Annotated in this window: 18 protein-coding genes and 1 pseudogene; 17 read left to right on the forward strand and 2 right to left on the reverse strand. The window is 69.7% G+C overall.

Annotation, left to right across the window (positions count from 1 at the left end; all coding sequences use genetic code 11):
• Nucleotides 1–153: 153 nt before the first annotated feature.
• Nucleotides 154–669: a 2'-5' RNA ligase family protein gene (locus OHA72_RS22070; RefSeq protein WP_327009672.1), complete on the reverse strand. Its 516-nt coding sequence runs from the start codon at nucleotides 667–669 to the stop codon at nucleotides 154–156.
• Between the two features lie 134 nt (nucleotides 670–803).
• Nucleotides 804–2,204 (reverse strand): helix-turn-helix domain-containing protein, encoded by a 1,401-nt coding sequence (locus OHA72_RS22075; protein WP_327009673.1) that lies wholly within the window; start codon nucleotides 2,202–2,204, stop codon nucleotides 804–806.
• Nucleotides 2,205–2,738: 534 nt separating this feature from the next.
• On the opposite strand from OHA72_RS22075, the gene OHA72_RS22080 reads away from it, so the two are divergent.
• The 17 genes and pseudogenes from OHA72_RS22080 to OHA72_RS22155 all read left to right on the forward strand — a co-directional run bounded on the left by OHA72_RS22080 (nucleotide 2,739) and on the right by OHA72_RS22155 (nucleotide 16,145).
• Nucleotides 2,739–2,939 (forward strand): hypothetical protein, encoded by a 201-nt coding sequence (locus OHA72_RS22080; RefSeq protein ID WP_327009674.1) that lies wholly within the window; start codon nucleotides 2,739–2,741, stop codon nucleotides 2,937–2,939.
• 165 nt (nucleotides 2,940–3,104) lie between these two features.
• Nucleotides 3,105–4,529 carry an APC family permease gene (locus OHA72_RS22085; RefSeq protein ID WP_327009675.1) on the forward strand — a complete coding sequence of 475 codons (1,425 nt, stop codon included), beginning with the start codon at nucleotides 3,105–3,107 and terminating at the stop codon, nucleotides 4,527–4,529.
• Nucleotides 4,526–5,569, forward strand: coding sequence for an acetamidase/formamidase family protein (locus OHA72_RS22090; RefSeq protein ID WP_327009676.1), 1,044 nt, complete (start codon nucleotides 4,526–4,528; stop codon nucleotides 5,567–5,569). The genes OHA72_RS22085 and OHA72_RS22090 overlap by 4 nt, the downstream gene beginning before the upstream one ends.
• Before the next feature lie 6 nt (nucleotides 5,570–5,575).
• Nucleotides 5,576–6,298, forward strand: a complete 723-nt coding sequence (locus OHA72_RS22095; RefSeq protein WP_327009677.1) for a GOLPH3/VPS74 family protein — start codon at nucleotides 5,576–5,578, stop codon at nucleotides 6,296–6,298.
• 384 nt (nucleotides 6,299–6,682) lie between these two features.
• Nucleotides 6,683–6,928 (forward strand): annotated as a pseudogene (locus OHA72_RS64775) (trypsin-like serine protease); the annotation flags it as partial.
• Nucleotides 6,865–7,605: a trypsin-like serine protease gene (locus OHA72_RS22105; protein WP_327009678.1), complete on the forward strand. Its 741-nt coding sequence runs from the start codon at nucleotides 6,865–6,867 to the stop codon at nucleotides 7,603–7,605. The pseudogene OHA72_RS64775 and the gene OHA72_RS22105, both read left to right, overlap by 64 nt.
• Before the next feature lie 109 nt (nucleotides 7,606–7,714).
• Nucleotides 7,715–7,888: a hypothetical protein gene (locus OHA72_RS22110; protein WP_327009679.1), complete on the forward strand. Its 174-nt coding sequence runs from the start codon at nucleotides 7,715–7,717 to the stop codon at nucleotides 7,886–7,888.
• Nucleotides 7,867–8,022 (forward strand): hypothetical protein, encoded by a 156-nt coding sequence (locus OHA72_RS64780; protein WP_442788659.1) that lies wholly within the window; start codon nucleotides 7,867–7,869, stop codon nucleotides 8,020–8,022. The genes OHA72_RS22110 and OHA72_RS64780 overlap by 22 nt, the downstream gene beginning before the upstream one ends.
• Nucleotides 8,019–8,177 carry a hypothetical protein gene (locus OHA72_RS22115; protein WP_327009680.1) on the forward strand — a complete coding sequence of 53 codons (159 nt, stop codon included), beginning with the start codon at nucleotides 8,019–8,021 and terminating at the stop codon, nucleotides 8,175–8,177. Before OHA72_RS64780 ends, OHA72_RS22115 begins: the two co-directional genes overlap by 4 nt.
• On the forward strand, nucleotides 8,174–10,585 hold the full coding sequence (locus OHA72_RS22120) for a hypothetical protein (RefSeq protein WP_327009681.1): 2,412 nt from the start codon (nucleotides 8,174–8,176) through the stop codon (nucleotides 10,583–10,585). The genes OHA72_RS22115 and OHA72_RS22120 overlap by 4 nt, the downstream gene beginning before the upstream one ends.
• Nucleotides 10,582–11,496 (forward strand): hypothetical protein, encoded by a 915-nt coding sequence (locus tag OHA72_RS22125; RefSeq protein WP_327009682.1) that lies wholly within the window; start codon nucleotides 10,582–10,584, stop codon nucleotides 11,494–11,496. The genes OHA72_RS22120 and OHA72_RS22125 overlap by 4 nt, the downstream gene beginning before the upstream one ends.
• On the forward strand, nucleotides 11,493–12,350 hold the full coding sequence (locus OHA72_RS22130) for an SAM-dependent methyltransferase (RefSeq protein WP_327009683.1): 858 nt from the start codon (nucleotides 11,493–11,495) through the stop codon (nucleotides 12,348–12,350). Before OHA72_RS22125 ends, OHA72_RS22130 begins: the two co-directional genes overlap by 4 nt.
• Before the next feature lie 442 nt (nucleotides 12,351–12,792).
• Complete coding sequence (gene folE / locus OHA72_RS22135) at nucleotides 12,793–13,350, forward strand: GTP cyclohydrolase I (protein ID WP_327009684.1); 558 nt, start codon at nucleotides 12,793–12,795, stop codon at nucleotides 13,348–13,350.
• A 5-nt stretch (nucleotides 13,351–13,355) separates the two neighbouring features.
• Complete coding sequence (gene queC / locus OHA72_RS22140; RefSeq protein ID WP_327009685.1) at nucleotides 13,356–14,081, forward strand: 7-cyano-7-deazaguanine synthase QueC; 726 nt, start codon at nucleotides 13,356–13,358, stop codon at nucleotides 14,079–14,081.
• A complete protein-coding gene (locus OHA72_RS22145; RefSeq protein ID WP_327009686.1) occupies nucleotides 14,082–14,459 on the forward strand; it encodes a 6-pyruvoyl trahydropterin synthase family protein in 378 nt (125 codons plus the stop codon).
• Entirely contained in the window at nucleotides 14,456–15,184 is a 729-nt protein-coding gene (locus OHA72_RS22150; RefSeq protein WP_327009687.1) for a 7-carboxy-7-deazaguanine synthase QueE, read from the forward strand. Before OHA72_RS22145 ends, OHA72_RS22150 begins: the two co-directional genes overlap by 4 nt.
• Nucleotides 15,185–15,356: 172 nt before the next feature.
• A complete protein-coding gene (locus tag OHA72_RS22155) occupies nucleotides 15,357–16,145 on the forward strand; it encodes an RNA-directed DNA polymerase (Reverse transcriptase) (RefSeq protein ID WP_327009688.1) in 789 nt (262 codons plus the stop codon).
• The last annotated feature ends 10 nt before the right edge of the window (nucleotides 16,146–16,155 follow it).

Here is a 16,155-nt window from a genome sequence, read left to right on the forward strand (position 1 = left end):
ACAGACTGCCGAATGAACGCCCGGGGCGGACTACTCCGCTCGTACGGTGATCGCGCTCGATCAGGTGAACAACCCAACCAGATGTACTGCCCTGCGACGTTCGCCTGCTTGGGCGACTCCGACACTTCCGGCTGCGCGGCCAACTCGGGAGCGTCAGCCTCCGAGTGTGATCGTGGCGTACGGCTCCCAGACATACATGCCTTCGTCCCTGTTCAGGACGATGAGTTGGCACGAGGCAACAAGTGCGTCGGCCGTGATCTGCGGCGCGTCGTCAAGCATCTGCACGAGCGGCGCCCCCGGCCCAGGCGCGTTGATGTACGCCAGACTCATGTGCGGGTTGTACGGCTCGGCCGCTTCCGGTACCCGGTCGTCGCCCCAGACATCCGCGATCGCGGCACGAATCGCTGACCGCAGCTGCCGGACCGGCTCCGCCGGCTGGACGGCGATCTGGATGGACTCCGAGTCGACATGCGGCATCCCGATACTGAGCTTCATCGGGCTGAGGGCCGCGCATCGAACACGTGCGGCTTCGACGATCGCGTCGACCTCCGGCTGTGGGACCTGGTCGACGAACCCGATGCCCTGCATGGTCAGGTGCAGCCACTCGATCGGGATGATGTCGAGGGAGGACTGCGGGGAGAGGACGTCACGGTATTCGTCGGCGAGCAACGCGACCGAAGGCTGGTCGCTGAAGGTGATGTGCCACGTGTAGAACCGGGAGCCGACTCCCCATCCTGGGCGCCAGTACCAGTGGTCGCGAACTTCGGCTGCGTGTGCGGTGGACATCGGGTTTTCTCCAGTTCCTATGCGGGCAACTGGCGGCTGACGCTGCCAGTGCAGAAGTCTCGGATAGCCGCCTGCAGGGTGCGGGCCTCCGGGCTGGTGCGAACCGTCGGTCTGGAGCCGATCAGTCGGTCCACTTCCCGAAGGCGACGGGCGACCGTGTCGAGGCGCTGTTCGGTCGGCAACGCGAGCACGGGGCTCAGCACCTCAATGGCGCCGTCGATGCTGTCGGCTGCGATGTGCGCTGATGCCGCCCAGATGCGTATCTGCGAGAGCGTGCCGTACGCGACGGTCGAGTCTCCCGCGGCGGTGGTCAGGGCCTGCTCCGCGTGCCGGATGGCTGCGACCGGCTGGCCGATGCGCAGTAGGACGGCGCCGGCGTAGTTGTGGTGGCGGATTTCGCCGCAGGCGAGCAAGCCACCGACCGCGTCGGAGCCCGCTCGTTGACGGGCGTCCTCGGCTCGATCGAGTGCTTCGCGGGCTGGATCGACTGCACCGATCTCGGCCCACGCGTCCGCCTCCTGGCAGGCGAGCATGACGCCCGCAGTGCCGTTCGGTGCTTGAGCGAGTCCCCTCGCCGCCACCGCCGCAGCGTCTTCGTACCGCTGATCCCACAGATGGACCTTGCTCATCGTCGACAGGACCCACGCGCGCAACGTGTCGTCGCCGACCATCTCCGCGCACATCCAGCTCGTGCGGGCCTGAGACTCCGCCGCCGCATGATGACCCAGATCTCCTGCCATCCAGGCCAGCAATGTGCACAGGTAACCGGCCCAGGTGTACAGCTCGCGGGTCTGATCGGGGTGCTGGTGGCCGGTCTGCAGCAGGCGGAAGACACGGTCTACCAGCAGACCTGCCCGGGCGTAGATGGGCACCGGCGACTGCGTCAGATAGTCAACGGCGATCCTGCGCGTCGAGGCGGCGACGTCGTCAAGCGTCAGGGGCCCGACGTTCGATGACTCGGCCCAGGCTCCGAACTCCGAAGTCCGTTCCGTCACGGCGATGATCAGCTCCGTCTCGTCGAGTAGGTCTCCAACATTCCACCGCACAGCGCGGCCCTGATTGCCCGAGATGCCCAAAGACGGGGCGGTCCAGGGCTCGACAGCAGCGGTGTTTGGTGCAGCGTTGTGCAGGAGCAGTGAACGCTCCGCTTCTGGCATCGCCGCGAGGTCGTCGAGGTCAACGAGCGCCGTCGGTGTGGTGCCGTACGCCGTCGCGAGGGCGATCAGGGCATGCAGAGTCGGCCGCCGGCCTCCGACCGGCCAGCGTTCGTAGTCGCTGATGCGGGCACCTGTGTAGGCGGCGGATCCGGTGCTGGCGGCGTTGAGCTGGGCCGCTACGGCGTCTTGTGTCCAGCCGTGCGCCTGTCGGTACGCCTCTCGCGGGCGCAGGCCGAATCGGCGCTGCAACTCCGCTGCCACCGCGGCCGGCGTGGCACCGAATCTCGCCAGAGTATGGCGGACCTCGTCGCGCTCAACCTTCGTCCCGGTTGTCCGAGGCATCGCTACGCACCTCCTGACGGCTGCTGTCTGGACGTTATCGCCGTCAGCAGCGTTGCCGATACATGCGGTGGTAGCTCGGGGTGTCTCGCCGTGGGTACCTGGCGCCGTTTTGATCTTCGAATGGCCAGATCAGCGACTTGCGGCTGTGGGGGAAATTCTCACCAATCCTGGTAATCCGCGCAGGTCTATCTATGGGCCAAGCTACCTCCACACCGCACTGAACGTGATGTGTGGATCTACGGAGGGCCAACGCAGTGTGGTCCGCGAGACGAGGAGCCTGCAATGGGCGGTGCAACGCCGGCACGGGTTGGCGTACCACCCGAGCATGCGGCGGCAGCGCGCCGGCTCCGGTCGAGGGCAGGAGACCGCTTCGAGCTCTGCAGGCTCCTCACGTGTGACAACTGCGACCAGCTCTTGCAGCCGTCGTGGGGACCAAATGGCGAACGACAGTACGTGTTCCTCTGCGGCTGCCGTCGAGACAGTATCGACGCCGACCTGGTTGAACGACTCGTCCGCCATCGGGTGGAGGCCGAGTCGGTGCTCCTGGTCGCGGATGTTGCCGACGATGCGCTCGGTCAGGTCGTGCAACGGCTGTTCGTTGCCGTCCGGGTCGCGGCCGCAGCCGACGATCTGGCGTTTGTCTGGCGGTTCTGAAGCTTCTGGTCGCCGTCGCTGCGCTGGCTGACGGCGGCGACCAGATCCCAGCGTTCCAATTTCAACGAACAGAAGCACCGGCGCGTCAGGCGGTGACGCGCGGATGCGCCATGCCCACCGGCGGCCGGTCGGGGGTTCACGAAGTCGATTGGGAGGACGAGCAACGTGAGTACGACACAGCGGCTACCGGTCCCGGCGGGCGGAGGACCAGCGCAGGCGGGCGGTTACCGGCCTGAACTGCGGCGGACCCTCGGGTTCCGGGACCTGGTGGTGTACGGGCTGGTGTTCATGGTGCCGATCGCGCCCTTCGGCATCTTCGGCTCGGTGTACACGGCCTCCGGTGGCATGGTCGCTCTTGCCTACGTCATCGGCATGGTCGCGATGCTGTTCACCGCCGCGTCCTACGCGCAGATGGTGAACGCGTTTCCCCTGGCCGGATCGGTGTACAACTACGCCGGCCGTGGGATCGGCGCCCCGGTCGGGTTCCTGGCCGGTTGGGCGATCCTCCTCGATTATCTGCTCGTCCCGAGCTTGTTGTATCTGATCGCGTCGGTGGCGATGCATGCCACCGTCCCGGCGGTCCCGGTGTGGTTGTGGTTGATCGGGTTCGTGCTGTTCAACACGGTCGTCAACGTGTTCGGTATCCGGATGACCGCCCGGATCACGCTGGTCATGCTGGCCGGTGAGGCGATCGTGTTGGTCGTCTTCCTCGTCGCTGCCGGGCTCGCGTTGCTGGAGGGCAAGGGTCATGGTTCGGTGTGGTCGCCGGTGTTCAACTCGGCGACGTTCACCTCGTCGGTGGTGTTCGGGGCGGTGTCGGTGGCGGTGCTGTCGTTCCTCGGTTTCGACGGCATCTCCATGCTGGCTGAGGAGAACCGTGGCGGCGCCGGGCAGATCGGCAAGGCGATGCTTGCCGCGCTGGGCCTGGCCGGGCTGTTGTTCATCGCGCAGACGTGGGTGGCGGCGTTGCTGGTCCCTGACCCGGCTGGGCTGCTGGCGAACGGCGACCCGGACGGGGTGGCGTTCTACGACGCGGCCAGAGTCGCGGGTGGCTCCTGGCTGGCGACGCTGACCGCGGTCGCGACGGCGATCGCGTGGGGTGTCGCGAACTCGATGGTGGCGCAGGTGGCCACGTCGCGGCTGCTGTTCGCGATGGCCAGGGACCGGCAGTTGCCCAGGTTCCTGCGCAAGGTGTCGATCAAGCATGGTGTGCCGGCGAACGCGATCGTCCTGACTGCCGTGCTGTCGGTGGCGATCGGTCTGTACATGGCGTGGCGGTCGGACGGCATCGCGCTGCTGTCCAGCCTGATCAACTTCGGGGCGCTGTCCGCGTTCCTGGTCCTGCACGTCGCGGTCGTCTGGCACTACGTGATCCGCAACAAGTCCCGGAACCTGTGGTCGCATCTGCTACTCCCGGCGGCCGGGTTCACGATCCTCATGTACGTCGTGATCAACGCCAACGTCGCCGCGCAGCGCCTCGCGCTGATCTGGCTCGGCATCGGCGTCGTCGTCCTGATCGGCCTCTACGCCGCCGGTCGCCGCCCAACCCTGTCCGGGATGACCACCCCGACGGCCAAGGACGCCGCATGACCATCGGAGTGAGTGGCCTGCCGAAGGTCGTCGAGCACACGATGACCGAGTCCGACCTGACGTACCAGTTCGGCGGCCGGTACCCGATCGCGGACGTGTTGCCCGGTCAGGTGCTGCACACGAGCACCGAGGACTGCTTCGGCGGCGCGGTCCTCACCGTCGATGACCTGCCCTCGAAGGTGTGCCAGCGGTTCAACCCGGTCACCGGACCGTTCCGGGTCCCCGGCGCTGAACCCGGCGACACCCTCGCCCTGCACTTCATCGAGATCCGCCCAGCCCGGGACTGGGGGATGTCCGCGACGTTCCCGCACTTCGGCGCGCTGACCGGCACGCACACCACGGCGATGCTGGGGCTGCCGTTGCCGGAAGTCGTGTGGCAGTACGACATCGACACGACCGCCGGGGTGGTCCGCTACCGGGCACGGCGCTCCGATTACATGACCGAGCTCCCGCTGGATCCGATGCTCGGCACGGTCGGTGTCGCGCCGGCGAATGACGAGGTCCGCTCCAGCATCGTCCCGGACGTGCACGGCGGGAACCTCGACACCCCGGAACTGCGAGCCGGCACGACCCTGTACCTGGGGGTGAACGTGCCAGGGGCGATGTTCTCCCTCGGTGACGGCCACGCCCGGCAGGGCCAAGGCGAGGTGTGCGGGGTCGGGGTCGAGTGCGCGATGCACGTCACCGTCGCCGTCGATCTGATCAAAGGCGTCCGGACGGTGTGGCCGCGGATCGAAACCGACCACCAGCTCATCAGCGTCGGCGCGGCCCGGCCCCTAGAAGACGCGTTCCGGATCAGCCAGCACGACCTCACCACCTGGACGAGCCGGCTGACCGGCCTCGACGACCTGGACGCCTACCAGCTCGTCTCCCAGGCGGGCAAGGCCGCGCCGGGCAACGTGTGCGATCCGAACTACACGATGCACGCCGCGATCGACACCGCCGTCCTGCGCGGGGCGACCGGGTACGACGGGGTTCATCAGCGGCTGCGGGTGCTGGCGCGTGGTCTGCCGGCCGAGCTGCTCGGGTCGGCGCGGTGAGCGGCGATGAGTCACGCCTTCGGAGAACCACCCACGACGATCCGGCAGCCGCTACGGGTGGAGCTGTACTTCCTGGCCCACAACGAGGCCGGCGAACCTCTCGCCCACCAGCGGGCGCTGTCCGTGGCGCTCGCCGGGACGATCCTGGCCGATCTGCTCGCCCCGGTGGAACACATCAGCGTCGCCGACGGTCTCGTCTTCGTCCGCAGCCGGGAGCTGACCGGCGACCCGGTCGCGGACTGGGCGCTGCGGCTGCTGCAAGCGCACCGGCAACGCCGCGCCGCCCGCAACTCAGACGGGCTGCCGACGCTTGCGGCGCTGCCTATGCGGGAGGCGCTGCGGCAGCTCGCCGTGGCCGCGCACGAGCGGACCACCGCCGGGCTCGTCGCCGGGGACCTGGTCCGTGAGGTGTCCCGCCGGCGGCTCATCGGCACGAAGGCGGTCACCTTTCCGCCGACGGACGAGATGGTCATTCCCCGGGTGCGGGGGCGGCTGCGCAGCGTGCTGACCGGGTTCACGCAACCGGACTGGCAGACCGACGCGCTCGGCGGGATGGTCCGGGCCCTGGACCTGGTCTCCGAGCTGTACCTCGACGAGGCCGGCCTGGACATCTGGGGCCTGCTCGCGGAGACGGTGCGCCGGATCGGTGAGACCTACCCGGCGGTGCGGGAGGTCATCGACACCACCGAAGCGCTCATCGCCGAGACCGCAGTGTCGGTCTACGGATAGGTGCAACACGCCTGCGCACGGACCAGCACCGAGCCACCGTCAGGCCACGATCCGCGGCGAAGCAGTCGGTCCGACCGCGGCGGCCACCGCGGCGCGGATCGGTTCTATAGGCGCCCGGCCGACCCGCCTACCGGCGGCGGCCGGGCACCGGACGGGCGGCGGTGCACCTCCACCGCCGAGGGTTCGCCCGCCGTCCACGCGGGGTGGTTCGGCCTCGGACCTCCCAGGGTGCCGGACCACCCCGCACCCACCGTCGTACCCGACAACCAGACGGCAACCCCAACTGGGCGCCGGAGTCGACGCAAGACACCACCCCGGTGAGCCGGAGCACCTTTGCCGGACCACCGTCCACACCGATCCACCCCTTTACCTGACAAGGATTTGATGAAGCTCCGCAGACTCTCTGCCCTCGTCGCGGTCGTCCTCGCCGGTCTCACCGGCATCGCCGTGACGGCTGTCGGTGTCGCCATCCCGGCCGCCGCGATCGTCGGCGGGCAGCAGGCCACCCAGCTCTACCGCGCCGTGACCGCAGTGCAGATCCTCTTCCCAGAAGTGGGCACCGCCCTGTGCGGCGGCACCCTGCTCGCCCCGACCTGGGTCCTCACCGCCGCGCACTGCGTCAGCGACGACGCGGCAGCACCCGCCCCGGTCGCAGTCCCCGGCAGCAATGTCACGGTCCGGGTCGACAGCGCCAACCGGACCACCGGCGGCACCGTCGTCACCGGCACCAAGGTCTACCTGTCACCGGCTGGAACTGGGCTGCCAACATCCCGGCCCCGGTTGACGACTACGCCCTCGTCGAACTCGCCCAACCGGTCCCGGTGCCGGGCATGGCGCTCAGCACGTTGCAGGTCCGCGACGGCGACCCCGTCCGGCTGGTCGGGTGGGGCCTCACCGCCTACCCGCCCACCTCCGGAGCCCCGGCGATGCTGCAACAGCTCGACACCCGCCGCCTGCCGAACACGGCCTGCGCGGGCGGGTTCGCCGGTGACGGCGACATCTGCATGGGACCCGGCGCCTGCTACGGCGACTCCGGCAGCCCGGCCCTGCACCAGGCCGGCTCCACCACCGACGGCAACTGGCCGGCATGGGCGGTCGTGGGGATCGGCAGCCGCGAGACCAGCGCCGACACTCCGTGCGGTGCGCCCACCGTCTACACCGACGTCACCACGATGCGGACCCGGATCTGGATCTGGACCACCATCCGCACCCGCCAGCAGCAGCCATGCACGTGCCCACCGGCACACACCCTCGACGCCACCACCCAGGACCGCATCCAGAAACTGCGACCCCACCGCACCCGATGACCGCGACACCGCAGCAGCCGTAAGGACTCCGGCCCGTCTTTCCGGATCGCGGGAAGACGGGCCGGGCCCGCAACCACCACGCCGACCACAGAAGACGCCGGAGGACGCCATGGCCGAACACAGCGGACGCCAGCACAACCGGGCCAGCCGGTGGAGCAGTCCGAAGGTCCGCGACGACATGGTCCGCCGTTACGTCGAGGACCGGCAGTCGCTGCGCCAGATCGCCGCCGCACCAGGTGCAGCTACGGCACGGCGCACCTGGTGCTCACCACAGCCGGAGTGAAGTTGCGCCCCCGCGGCGGTTCACCTCGCCGCACCACCGAACCAGTCACTCCATCTCCAGAACCTCCAACTGTGACCAAGGCCGTCACGGCGCACGACACAACCGTGTCCCACCGTTCTTGGAGCCGATCGTGACCAGCACGATGACCAGCACCCCGTTCGCGGCGGCGGCAACCTCGACGACCGCCCTGGAGCTTCCCGCGCACGACAACGGCCCGGCCGGCAGCGCCTACCGGAATTTCCTGGCCGCCCTTGTCGTGCCGGCACGTCAGGAAGCGGCCCAGACATGAGCTCGCGGATGGACATGTCCCGCCTGTCGCGCCGCGCGACCGTGAAACGCGCCGTGACGCTGCTCGATGAGGGCCGCGACGATGAGGCAGAAGCGCTGCTGGCCCGGACCCTGCGCCACCGTGACCCGGCGACCGCGAAGCCGAACGGGCCCCTGTTCGACGCCGCCGTGGTCTACGTCAGAGCTGTCGACGGGGATCCCGCCGCCAGCCCGCCGGCCCTCGACTGGGCCCGCTACGCGCACCGGGCCGCGCAGCAGCTGCACGGCGGCGACCTGGAAATCCTCCAGGACGGCGCCGAAGTCCTCGCCAAAGCCCTGGAACAACACCAAGCGCCAGCGGACGAGACCGCCGCCGCCTGCCGGGAGGTCGTGCACTACGCCCGCGAACGCGGCGACCTGGCCACGGCCGCGGGCTGGCAGAACGGCCTGGCTACCCTCCTGCACACGGATGGCCAGTGCGCGGCGGCAGCGGCCGACGCCGTCGCCAGCGTGCACGCGTGCCCGCAGCACCCGGCGACGGACGCCTTCATCGTAGTGGCGCAGGCGTTCCTGCTCCTGGACGTCTGCCACCGCCACGAGGAAGCGTCCGCGGTCGCTGCCCAGCTGCGCGTCACCGACTTGCCCGCCGAGGTGCCGCTCACCGACTACCTGGACGTCATTGAACGGCACAGCCCAGCGCTGCACTCGCATACCGCGCAGTTCCACAGCGGCGAACCCTGCGAGCTCACCGGTTGCGGAGCACCGGCGGACGATGGCACCGACGCTGATGCTGTGCCCGTTGCGGTGCCCCGGACCAGCGCAGTGGGCGTCGCCGACAGCGGGGCCGGCGAGGGCGGCGAGGCGGCTGGAACCCGCTCTCCGTCGATCGCGTGCCGGCTGTACGAGGGCCTTCTGACCGGTTTCGACCCGGCACACGTGCCACCACATGGTCCGCTCGCCGAGATCGCCGAGCGGTACGCGAAGTTCGCCGGTCCGCAGGCAGGAGCTACAGCGCTGGCGTGGGCCCGGTATGCGCACCGTACCTGGCTGGCCATGCTCGACCAGGACGCCGTCGTGGCCGTGACGGACACCCACGCGGAGGCCCTGCGCCGGCACGGCCACCCCGACGCGGCGGTGACCGCGTGGCGTGCCGCCGTCCAGCACGCCGCCGACCGCGACGACCAGGACGCCGTCGACATCCGCCGGGCCAAACTCGCCGAGGTCCTCTACACCGACGGCCGGTGCGCTGAGGGCCTCGACGAGATCCACGCCGTGTTCAGCACGTGGCAGCGGCGGCACCCGGAGCCGAGCACCGTCAGCATCGGGTTGGCGGTGCAGGCCGCGTACATGCACGGCGGCTGCCACCGCCATGACGAGGTCGCCCGGTATGGCGGTCAGATCCGCATCGACGGACTCCCGGACCGCCCGGAGCAGGTGCAGGTGCTCGGGCTGGTCGGCTACTTCGCCGACCAAGCGCAGCAGCACACCCGCGCCTACCACGCCGACGACTCGTGCGATGACCCGACGTGCCTGACCGCGCTGGCTGCTGCGGAAGCTGATGCGGCTGCCGGCGCGGCGGGACCACTGGCCGGTGTCCGGGAGGCCGGGGAGGCGGCGCTCGCGTTGCTCGCCGAACAGCGGTTCGCTGACGCGTCGCAGCCGCTCGCCGTGTGCGTCGCCGGCTTCGACCCGGCGGCCGTGACGCCGGACGGTGATCTGGTCGCTGTCGCGGCCATGTATGCCTTCACCACGATCTCGGAGCCTGGCGTTGCACCGTCACAGCTGGCCTGGGCGCGCTATGCCTACCGCGCCGGCCGCGAGCTGTGGCCCGATCAGCCGGAGAAGTGGGTCAGCGCGGGGAGGACTGCTGCCTGCCGGGCAGACGAGGACGGCGAACACGACGAAGCGATCCAGATCGTCACCGAACTGCTCAGCCACGCCTTGGACCACGGCACCCCGACAGAGCAGGCCAGTATCCGGCTCGACCTCGCCGACTACCTGCTCAACGTTGGCCGCTGCGCCGCCGGCATCTCCCACGCCCGCATCGCGTGGACGACGATCCAGCATGGGGAGCCCCCGAGCGGGGACCGGGAACGCTTCGACCGGCTCCTCATCGGCATGCGTGCCACCCTGCTGCTTGGTGGCTGCCACCAGCATGAGGACGCTGTGTCGATCATGTTCGACGCGCTCGAACGCTACACCGGCCCGGACCCAGCCGACCCGGATCCCCTCGATCCGGCAATCCGCGAGCAACGGTGGCAGACCGCTCTGGCCATCTACGGCGAGCGACGGCAAGCGCATCGCGCCGCGCACCGCCACAGCCCCTGCGACGACGAACACCACGGCGAAAACGGGGCCGGCTCCGATGAACACCTCGACCAGATCCTCGCCCTGATCAACGCCCGCCACCACCGCGAGGAGCGACCATGACCGTCACTTCCACCCAAACCCGTCCTGGGTCCGTCGCAGCGACGCTCACACTCGCCGGGTTGCTCGTGCCGCTGGCCGTGCTCACCAGCCCCCTAACCGTCGACGAAGAACAGCGGTCCGGCCACGCCGACCTCAGCGACCGTGCCGCTGTGTCGTTCGTGACAGCCCCACCTGCCGTGGCCTCCGCGCAGAGCCTGCTCCTCGCCATCGCCCAACGGGCGCGACCCAACGCCAGCGATCAGCAACCCGGCACTGGCAGCTGCCTGCACCTGACGCGCCGGGATCGCAACCCCGGCCGACGCTCCATCGAGACGACGTCGATCCGGCAGATCAACGCAGACGGATCGGGGCTGCTGTGGCAGCAGCGCACATCCCACGGGGACCCTGTCCCGCCGCTGACGCTGTATGGGCCCGGTGAACTGCGCAGCCCCATCAGCGAGCCGATACCGACCGACCCGGCCCGCCTCGCCGACGCCGTCACCGCGGTCACGCCGCCCGGCAGCGGCTCGACCGCCGTCGTCGCCGTCCTGCTCGACCTGATCAGCGTCCGCATCCTCGGCCTTGCGCAACGTGCCGCCGCCGTGCGGCTCCTGGCGATGCTGCCCGGCGTCGAACTGGTCGGGTGGTACGAGTTCCGGTTCTCCGACGGCAGCAGTGACCCGATCGACGTGTACCTCGACCCGGACACCGCCGAGATCCTCGGCTACCGGCTTGGCGGATTCACCGACCTGCAACCGAGCACGACCACGCGGATCCTGCGCCGAACCCGCTGCGAATGCCCGCCACCGCCGAGGACCACCTTCGTCGGAGCGGCGCTGCGAACCAACCTCCCACGGTCGGCGAGCTGCACCATCCCGCCCGGTGGCCCCGCTTTCTACCCTGCCGACACATCACAAGGACCACGCCGATGACAACGCCACCGCCTGCTCTCCAGCCGCCTGTCGGCGGCGCCGCCGCCGCGAGGATGCCGATCGACACCAGCGTCGCGCACCCGGCCCGCCGCTACGACTACCTCCTCGGCGGCAAGGACAACTTCGCGTCCGACCGTGACTCTGCCGAACGGCTCATCACGGTGTTCCCGCCCGTGCAGACAGCTGCGGTCGAGAACCGGCGATTCCTCAGACGCCTCGTGCGGTACCTCGCAGCTGAGGCCGGGGTAACGCAGTTCCTCGACATCGGCACCGGCATCCCCACCTCGCCAAACGTCCACGAAATCGCTCAAGGCGTCACCCCGGACGCCCGCGTGGTCTACGTCGACAACGACCCCATCGTCATGACCCACGCCCGTGCCCTCCTCACCAGCTATATACCCGGCACCACTGCCTACATCGAAGCCGACCTCCGCGACCCCGGCGCCATCCTCGGCAGCCCGGACCTTCGCCGGACCCTCGACTTCACGCAGCCGATCGCGTTGCTGTTCGTCGCCGTCCTGCATTTCCTGCCCGACGATGACCATCCATACGAGGCCGTCTCCGAACTGGCCGACGCGATGCCGCCCGGCAGTTTCCTCACGGTCTCCCACGCCACGTTCGACCCGCTGCCCGACGACGTCCGTCAACGGTTGACCGCCATGGCCGACCCAGCCGCCGGGCACGGCCCGTTCCGCCCCCGCTCCCACCCCGAGGTGGCCCGATTCTTCGACGGTGCCGACCTCCTCGAACCGGGCCTCGTGTCGATCGTGGAATGGCACCCCGACGAACACCCCCGGCCAGAAGCCACCGCTGCCGAGGCCATCGGCTACGCAGCGGTCGCCCGACTGCCGTAACCCCGCTTTACCCCGGCCGGCAAGACAGCGTTCGTACAGCGAGACGAGGTCTACCTATCTGGCCACTTCGTCCGTCCGCCACAGCAGCCAAGGACAGCCGTGACCACTGAAACCCGTGCACCCCGCTCGCAGCCCTGGCTCGTCGCCGGTGCTGCGGCGGCCACCCTGCTCGCCCCCACTGGTGTGCCGGTCCTCGCAGCCTGCCAGCCGGCGACCCCTGCCAGTGGTCCAGCCGCGGCGCAGTGAGGCCGCATGCAGTGCCACGCGCTCAGCCATCGCGATGACCGCCCTAACGCAGCGGTCCCGAACCGTGTGCACAGCACGCCCCGGATGTGAACCCACGTTGGACTCCGTACGCGCGACAGCGCACGGACCTTCACGAAGGAGCACCGCAATGACCGCAACCCAGACACGAGCGCCAGCACCGCCTACCGCAGGCGGCGTGGACATCGCCGCTGCCGTGCAGGCCGCGGCAGTGATGCTGGCCGCGTTGGGCGTCGACACCAGCGGAGCGCACGCGCGGCGCACCGCCGAGCGCATGGTCGACTCCTACACCGAGCTGCTGACGCCGGCAGCGGCGCCGTTTGAGGCCACCGACTTCGACAACGCCGGCAAACACCACGGGTTCGTCATCGTGCGGGACGTGCCGTTCGGAGCGGTCTGCGCCCATCATCTGCTGCCGTTCGTCGGCACGGCCACGGTCGGGTATCTGCCTGGTGCGCGGCTGCTGGGGTTGTCGAAGCTGGCGCGGCTGGTCGAGCGCACCGCCCGGGGGTTGCAGGTCCAGGAGGACGTGACGCAGCAGGTCGCCGACACCCTCGGCCAAGTGGTGCCGGACCATGGCGGCATCGGCGTGATCATCGACGCCGAACACCTGTGTATGACGCTGCGCGGGGTCAAGGCGCGCGGCGCCGCAACCGTGACCACGGCATGGCGGGGCGGCCTGGAGCACGACGCTACGCTCCGCGCCGAGTTCCTCGGCCTGACCGGCCGGCGGTGACCGCCGTGACCAAGACTCTCGCACTGCATCCGATCTCGGTCGTGCCGGCGCATGCCGTCGTCATCATCTCGGGCGGCATGGACAGTACCGTCCTGGCTTACGCGCTGCACCGCGCCGGGGCGCGCCTGACGCTGCTGTCGTGTGACTACGGGCAGCGGCACCGCCGCGAGCTCGACTTCGCCGCCCGCACCGCCGATGCGCTGCAGGTGCCCCATGTCGTGGTGGACCTGACCGGCCTGACCGGCGTGCTGACCGGCTCGGCGCTCACCGACGCTCGGGTCGATGTCCCGGACGGGCACTACACGGACGCGTCGATGCGGGCCACGGTGGTCCCGAACCGCAACGCCATCATGCTCGACGTTGCTGTGGCGCGGGCCGTGTCGGTCGGTGCGGACGCGGTGGCGTTCGGCGCGCACGCCGGTGACCACCCGATCTACCCCGACTGCCGCCCTGCGTTCCTCACCGCCTACGAGCAGACCGTCCGGTTGGGCAACGAGGGGTTCATCGATCCCGGCTTCCGGGTGTTAGCGCCGTTCATCGACTTGACGAAGGCGGACATCGCCCAGCTCGGCGACCTGGCGGCGGTGCCGTTCACCGACACGTGGTCGTGTTACAAGGGCGGCGAGGTGCACTGCGGGACCTGCGGCACGTGCGTCGAGCGGCGGGAGGCGTTCACGCTCGCCGGCCTGACCGACCCGACCGAGTACGCCGCCGCGCCGGGGGTGGCCTGAATGTTCCGCATCGCCAAGACGTTCAAATTCGAGGCGGCGCACTCGCTGCCCGGCCTGCCGGAAGGACATCAGTGCGCCCGGGTGCACGGGCACAGCTACACCGTCAAAGTCATCCTCATGTCGCCGGTGCTGACCGGCCCAGGGTTCGTGGTCGACTTCGCCGAACTCCACCCGCTCGGCGCGTACATCGACAACCACTTCGACCACCGCGACCTGACCACCGTGCTGGACGTGCCAGCGACGAGCGAGCACCTCGCGACCCACTTCTACCACTGGTGCAGCAAACATCTGCAGCTGCCAGCAGCGGCGCGGGTGGTCAAGGTGCGAGTGTGCGAGACGACGTCGACCTACGCCGAGTACGAGCCGGAACTGCCATGAGCGCAGTGACCGGGCGAGCCCGCGCGGCCGTGCAGCCGTTGCTGGTCGCGGAGACATTCGGGCCGACGTTCCAAGGTGAAGGCCCGAGCAGCGGGCAGCGCGCGGTGTTCGTGCGGCTGTCCCGGTGCAACCTGTCCTGCCCACGCTGCGACACCCCGTACACGTGGGACACCTCCCGGTTCGACCTCCGCGCGCACACCACCCGGCGGACCGCGGACGACATCGTCGCGTGGGTGCTGCAACAACCGGCAGCGTTGCTCGTCATCACCGGCGGCGAGCCACTGTTGCAGCAGGACCGGCTACTGCCGATGGTGGAGGCGGTCCTCGCGGCGGGGCGTCGGGTCGAAGTGGAGACCAACGGCACGGTCGTACCCGTAGAGGGCCTACTGACGTCCGGGGTGACGTTCAATGTGTCGCCGAAGCTAGCCGGGTTCGCCGGCGCCCGGGACCAGCTGCGGCGGATCAACCCGCAAGCCCTATCCGTGCTGCGGGCCTCCGGCCGCGCCGTGTTCAAGTTCGTTGCCGGCAGCGTCGCCGATCTGGACGAGATCGAGCAGCTGCAGCACCGGTTCGGGCTGGACCCGGTCTGGGTCATGCCCGAAGGCACATCCAGCGGCGAGGTGATGACCCGAGCGCAACTGCTCGCGGATGAGGTGCTGGAGCGGGGCTGGCACCTCAGTAGCCGGCTGCACGTCCTGCTTTGGGGAGATGCCCGTGGACGCTGAACGGCAACCACAACGGGAGGCGAGGGCGTCCGGGCTTGGACGGGGCCGTCGTTCCCGCCGACACGGGCCGCGCGTGTGGAGTAGCGGCCCTGCGATCGTCAGCGGCGGGATCGTTCCTGCCGTCCAAGCGACTCCAACCGTACCCGAGGCGGCCCTTCCGGCGCACTCCCTCATGCCCTATCTGCTCGACATGCCGCACCTGGTGACCGCGGCGCGGCTCTGCATGCGCCGTGCTGGCGCCCCGGGCGCGGACGGGCTCACCTGGGCCGGCTACCGGCAGGGGCTACGCGACCGGCTCACCGACCTGGCACAACGGCTGCGCAACGGAGTGTGGCAGCCCGGCCCGCTGCGCATCGTGGAGATCACCTCATACGCGGGCAAGGTGTTCGAGGCGGCGATTCCGACGGTCGAGGACCGCATCGTGCACCGGGCGATGCGCCGCGCGGTCGAGCCGATCCTCGAGAACCGGGTGTTGGCGGACTGGGTGTCGGCGTATCGGCCGCGCCGCAACCGGATCACCGCGTTGCGGCAAGCCGACGCATACCTGACCAGCGGGCTCCAGTGGGTCGCCGACGTTGACGTGGCAGGCGCCTCCACGGGCGGCGCCACGGAGCAGTTCGTGGACTGGCTCGCCGTGCACGTGGCGGACGGGACGTTTCTGCGGCTGTTCGGCCGTGCCGTCGCGGTGCTGCCGACGCCGCTGATCCCCGGCAGTGGCCTGTGGCCGACGCTGTTCCACCTGCGGCTGTCCCAGGTCGACGCCCTGCTCAACGGCTGGCCGATCGTCCGGTTCGCCGACAACTACCTGATCTTCACCGCGGATCAGTCCACGGCGGTTGCCGCGTTCGACGCCATCACCGCGGCCCTGGCCACGGTGCAGCTGCGACCGCACCCGCGCAAGAGCCGGGTCAGGCCGCCGCATCAGGCCAACACCGAAGACCTGTTCCTCATCGACGGATGAAAGACGCACC

Source organism: Dactylosporangium sp. NBC_01737 (assembly GCF_035963215.1).
Lineage (GTDB): Bacteria > Actinomycetota > Actinomycetes > Mycobacteriales > Micromonosporaceae > Dactylosporangium.

Coding starts and splice junctions, on each gene's coding strand:
- OHA72_RS22090 (WP_327009676.1), top strand. CDS start 4,526: ATGACCATCGGAGTGAGTGGCCTGCCGAAGGTCGTCGAGCACACGATG.
- OHA72_RS22095 (WP_327009677.1), top strand. CDS start 5,576: ATGAGTCACGCCTTCGGAGAACCACCCACGACGATCCGGCAGCCGCTA.
- OHA72_RS22110 (WP_327009679.1), top strand. CDS start 7,715: ATGGCCGAACACAGCGGACGCCAGCACAACCGGGCCAGCCGGTGGAGC.
- OHA72_RS22120 (WP_327009681.1), top strand. CDS start 8,174: ATGAGCTCGCGGATGGACATGTCCCGCCTGTCGCGCCGCGCGACCGTG.
- OHA72_RS22125 (WP_327009682.1), top strand. CDS start 10,582: ATGACCGTCACTTCCACCCAAACCCGTCCTGGGTCCGTCGCAGCGACG.
- OHA72_RS22130 (WP_327009683.1), top strand. CDS start 11,493: ATGACAACGCCACCGCCTGCTCTCCAGCCGCCTGTCGGCGGCGCCGCC.
- OHA72_RS22145 (WP_327009686.1), top strand. CDS start 14,082: ATGTTCCGCATCGCCAAGACGTTCAAATTCGAGGCGGCGCACTCGCTG.
- OHA72_RS22150 (WP_327009687.1), top strand. CDS start 14,456: ATGAGCGCAGTGACCGGGCGAGCCCGCGCGGCCGTGCAGCCGTTGCTG.
- OHA72_RS22155 (WP_327009688.1), top strand. CDS start 15,357: ATGCCCTATCTGCTCGACATGCCGCACCTGGTGACCGCGGCGCGGCTC.